At 70.3% G+C, this 4,416-nt stretch carries 3 protein-coding genes and 1 pseudogene; 2 read left to right on the forward strand and 2 right to left on the reverse strand.

Features of this window, described 5'->3' with window-relative positions; all coding sequences use genetic code 11:
* Positions 1-481: 481 nt before the first annotated feature.
* Positions 482-1,177, forward strand: a complete 696-nt coding sequence (locus ACIOFR_RS41820; protein ID WP_401006021.1) for a hypothetical protein — start codon at positions 482-484, stop codon at positions 1,175-1,177.
* 305 nt (positions 1,178-1,482) lie between these two features.
* Positions 1,483-1,881 carry a hypothetical protein gene (locus tag ACIOFR_RS41825; protein WP_401006023.1) on the forward strand — a complete coding sequence of 133 codons (399 nt, stop codon included), beginning with the start codon at positions 1,483-1,485 and terminating at the stop codon, positions 1,879-1,881.
* Positions 1,882-2,003: 122 nt separating this feature from the next.
* Here ACIOFR_RS41825 and ACIOFR_RS41830 read toward each other — a convergent pair whose 3' ends face one another.
* Positions 2,004-3,065, reverse strand: a complete 1,062-nt coding sequence (locus ACIOFR_RS41830; RefSeq protein ID WP_401006025.1) for a sigma-70 family RNA polymerase sigma factor — start codon at positions 3,063-3,065, stop codon at positions 2,004-2,006.
* 854 nt (positions 3,066-3,919) lie between these two features.
* Positions 3,920-4,416 (reverse strand): annotated as a pseudogene (locus ACIOFR_RS41835) (hypothetical protein); the annotation flags it as partial.

Raw genomic sequence — 4,416 nt, forward strand, 5'->3', positions numbered from 1 at the left:
CCGATCTCGGGCCTCAACACCTCAAGATCTGCACAGGGGACGGCGTGTACTGCGTCAGGCGCTCCTCAGCGACCCACAGATGGAGCACAAGAGCCAGATTTTGGGTCTTGACCCGGCAGCTCGGCGCCCGCACACTCCTGCCCATCAGCGCCCGCCTGACCGACCAGCTCGGCTTCCATACACATGCCTGTCGCGGATCGTTTCGGTAGCCGTGCCTGACTCCAGGAGTGCGTAGGACGGGTGCTCCGGTGCGCGGCCAACCCGACGAATATGCGTGCTCTCAACCGTCCTCAGGTCATGAGAACGCCACCTCGGGGCTTGGGCGTCTCACGCAAGCGCCCAACCTGCGGCCGTCCTCTGCCGGCCTCCGGAGCCGCTGCGCACCCGACAGGTGGCCCATGGCCGACCGGCAGTAGCACCGCCACATATGCCAGCCCAGAGCGGCATGGTCACCACGCCCCCGAGATCACGGAGCCGCATCATGACCTCTCCCGACCGGGCCTTCCTGGCCGCTCCGAGCCGGATGGCCCACCGTCTCCTCCCCCGCGAACTTACGGTGATCACAACCAGCCCCAGCGGATCACGAGATCTGTTCGCCCGGCTGGAACACGCACACCACCGCATCCAGCCCATCGACTGGGGCACCCCCGCCATGGTCCTGACCGTCACAGCCATGCCCACCCCGTGCGCCTTGCTCGACCTGCCCCACCTCACCCACACCGGCCAGGCACTCACCCACCTACGGCATCTCCAGCGCCATGCCCCCACCATCGTCCTGGCCGAAGAGACGATCGATGCTGCCCCCTTGTTCGACGCCGACGCCCTCGATGTCATCGCCCGCAATGCCGAACCCATCGAACAGCTCACCCGCATCGCCGCACACTGGCGCCGCCGGGCGGCCCGGCCCCAGCACCCATACGCCGAACTCCTGGCCGGCCACCTGCCCCGGCTGCCGCACGGCGAACAACGCCTGCTCGAAGTGCTGCTCGCCACGAGCGGGCCCGTGTCCCCTGCGCAACTGCGGCGCGGAGTCGGCCGCAACGGCGCTGCGGTGTCCGAGCGCACCCTCACCCGGCTCGTCGACCAGCTCAATCTCCGGCTGCGGCCACTCGCCCTGGAAATCCGCGACGGGCCGGGAGCCGGCTACCGGCTCGATCACCAGCAACGGCTGCTGTGACCGGCTGCCTCAGGGCGGCGGCATAGGGGTGATCTGTCCGTGTTGATGCCGGCTCAGGTGCCGGGACGATCTGCCTTTCCCGTCCCGCCATGCGAGCCGGAATGCGGTCGATGCTTCTTCGGGTATCGCTCAACGATCAATTTGGCCCGCTGGCGCTGTCCCGTGGAGACCTCCCCGAACCACGCGCGCGTGGGAGGCGCCGTCTTCTCCGCGCTGTCGACAGCCCACGGCAGCCGGCCCCTGCCGCCGGGTGCCACCGTTGGGCCGACCTTCCCGCCGCCTGATCCCCTTCACGATCACCTGTGATGCCTGGCGCTGCCTGCCTGGCATCCCTGCACATCCAGGACATCCTGATGGCCAGCCGCGACAAGCCCGTGTTCCTCCCGCCTGCTGCATACCTGCGGTACCACCCACGCAGTTCCTCCCACGCGCCCCGCCACCTCGAGGCCATCCGTCACTTCGCTGCCCGGCTGGGCCTGCCGGCCCCCGTCTTCTTCGTTGACGAGGGCTATCCCTCCAGCGGGATTCCACCCCGTCTGGAGCAGCTGGTCCGCGCCGTGGCGGACGGCTCCCACAGGGTGATCCTCGTTCCCGGGCGGTGGGTCTTCTCCGGCGACGACGTCAGAGCTCGCCGAATCATCAGCGTGCTCACCCGCGCCGGCTGCCAGCGCATCCTGACGCTCCCGGCGTCTCGCCGGCCTTGAGGGCGGTACAGCCGTTAGCGCTAACGACCTGGTGCGTGCTGGCGGGGACGACTCCCCGGACTGCTGCCCAGGGAATTGCTGAGTGTTTGCCGCGCTACAGGCGGTGAGACACGTGGCTGTCCTCAGGTGCCGGGCCCGGCTTGGATGGACGCTTCTCGTGTCCTTGGCCAGGACCGGAACTCCGGGCGGTCGGACCACGGCTGATCCCCGGCGAGCCAGGGTCCGACTGCCCGGAGTTCGCGTGCCCGTGCGACGCCCGGCGCTGCCGCCCGCTCGACGTGCGGGTAGGGAGATCGGGGGCGCGGAACGCCTGGGCATGGTCCGGGAAGTTGATCCTGCAAAGGGCCGCGTCCGGATCTGCGCGCCGATGTCCTCGGCAACGGAGTCAGCGGTCGGTCCGCCGTCGCACGTCCCTGCAGCGCGGCCGGCGGGGCCGCGCCGTAGAGCACCTCGTCCGCCAGCAGTACCTCCACCGGCATCAGGTCGCCCTGGTGGCCGTAGCAGAAGGCGCAGGAGCGGATGTGCCGGGCTATTCGGTTGCGCCACAGCGGGGTCGAGGCGCCGCCTCGGTCCGTGGTGGCGGTGGCCAGGTCGGGGCAGCCGGGTTGTGCGGCCAGCGCGTGGACGACGGCGCGGCTGGTGGTGAGGCGGGCCTTCAGCCGGTGGATGCGCACGCCGGCGTGGTGGAGCGAGATCTTCAGGATCCGGGCGACGTCGGGGCGGGTCAGGTCGCCGTCGTTCTCCCGCTGCCACAGGGCGAGGAGGTGGCGGTCGTCCGGGTCCAGCCATCGGGTGGCCTCGGCGAACTCGCGGCGGGCGTCGAGCATGCACAGGCGCAGGAGGGTGACGTCGACGAAGTCGGCGTCGGGGTCGGCAAGGCGGTCGTCCGGCTCGTGGGCGAGTACCGGCTGGCGGCGGCTCCAGCGGCGGCGTACCTCGTTCATGGCCACCGCCACGAGCCAGGACGGGAAGCAGGACGGGTCGCGAAGGGTGTCCAGTCGGTGGACGACGCGGACCATGGTCTCCTGGACCACGTCGTCCACGTCCACGTGCCCGTCCAGTTGCTGGCCGATCAGTCGGTAGACCAGCGGCAGGAAGGCGGTCACGATCCGGTCGAGAGCCGCCTCGTCGCCGGCCTGCGCGGCGGCGACATCGGCCGCCGTGGTCGCCCGATCGGCAGTCATACACAGTTCCTCTCTCTCGGCACCCACCGCAGGGTCTGGGCTGCTGTCACCGGCCAGGCTCTGCGGTGGGTGCCGGTGGGCCGCGCCTGGCGAGGTCCCGGGCACAGGGCTGCCGGGGAGGCAGGACTGCGGAGGGCCGGGCGCACCGCAAAGGCAGGTCTGCGGTGCGCCCGGGCGTCGCCGGCTCCTCCGGAGCAGGGGGATGACCGGAGGCCGGGACGCGGTGCCGGTCGGCGCGGGGTCGCAGACCGGCACGGGCACGAGCGCCGGCACAAGGCCTGCCGCCGGACGCTCGAGGGAAAGGGGCGGCCGTGGACTCGCTGTCGTCGGACCGTGCTCCCCGAATCGGCCGGTGGGCGGGCCAGGTGGGCCGGCCACCGGCCGATGTGCCTGATGGTAGGAGGGGCTCACCCGCGACGTCACTGTGGACAGCAGCCCCTAACGGGTCCCTAAGGTTGCGCTGACCTGCGGGAGATCGCCAGTCGCCCGCCACGGCGCGTCAGTGGGTCCTCGGTCGGGTCGAGGCGGTGTCCGCACGAGGCGGGGCCGTCTGCGGCACGGGGTAGGTGTCATCGTTCCACCACTGCTCGCTCTCCTGTTTCCTTCGAGGGCAACCGTGGACGTGTCCCGGCAGCACGGGCCGCGGCACCTTGAGGAGGTGGCTGGAAGGAAGTCTCACGTCACCGGGCTCCCCGATTCGCGAGGCATCAGCAGCATTCACCGGTTTCCGGGCTCGGCGCCCGCGTGCAAACACCTGTCCCACCACCTGTATCTGGGCCGGGCAGGTGCCCACGGCAGTGCCGAGCCGACAGTTTCGGCAGGGCGCGCGGCCGGGTGGTCCTCGCCGTCGCCCGTCACGGCCAAGGCCGCCCGCACACGGCCGTTGCACCCGACTCGGACGGTGCGGGACCGTATCGAAGAAGGGTGCAGTTCCTTTGAGGGGAAGGGTTGAGTAGGACGCTGTGCGTGGGGCGGGCCAGGGTCACCAGCTCTTGATCATCGCGCTGCTCAAGCCACTCGAGGTACCAGGTGCGGAAGGTGTGGCGGTTTCCCTTTGCGTCGACGTACGGCTCGAAGGGTGGGTTGACCGCGCAGTCCCGGTCGCGGAGTTCCCCGCGGTGTGGGCCGACGACGATGAGCCAGCCGGTCATCCCGCATCCGTTGTCGCTGATGTGGATCGCGCCTCGGCCGCGTTCCAGGTGCCAGAGTTCGTCGCCGGCGTCGCCGAATACCTTGCGGTAGTCGTCCAGATAGTCGTGTGCTTCCCCTCGTAGCGTGGAGTCGTGACCCGATAAGGAGTTGAGGGTGGGGAAGCGACGTACGTACGACGCCGAGTTCCGGGAGGGGGCGG

This window comes from Kitasatospora sp. NPDC088346 (genome assembly GCF_044740765.1).
Lineage (GTDB): Bacteria > Actinomycetota > Actinomycetes > Streptomycetales > Streptomycetaceae > Kitasatospora.

What these genes read in the sequence shown, in the direction of transcription:
- ACIOFR_RS41830 (WP_401006025.1), bottom strand. Translation starts at nt 3,065, where the DNA reads ATGACTGCCGATCGGGCGACCACGGCGGCCGATGTCGCCGCCGCGCAG.
- ACIOFR_RS41820 (WP_401006021.1), top strand. Translation starts at nt 482, where the DNA reads ATGACCTCTCCCGACCGGGCCTTCCTGGCCGCTCCGAGCCGGATGGCC.
- ACIOFR_RS41825 (WP_401006023.1), top strand. Translation starts at nt 1,483, where the DNA reads ATGCCTGGCGCTGCCTGCCTGGCATCCCTGCACATCCAGGACATCCTG.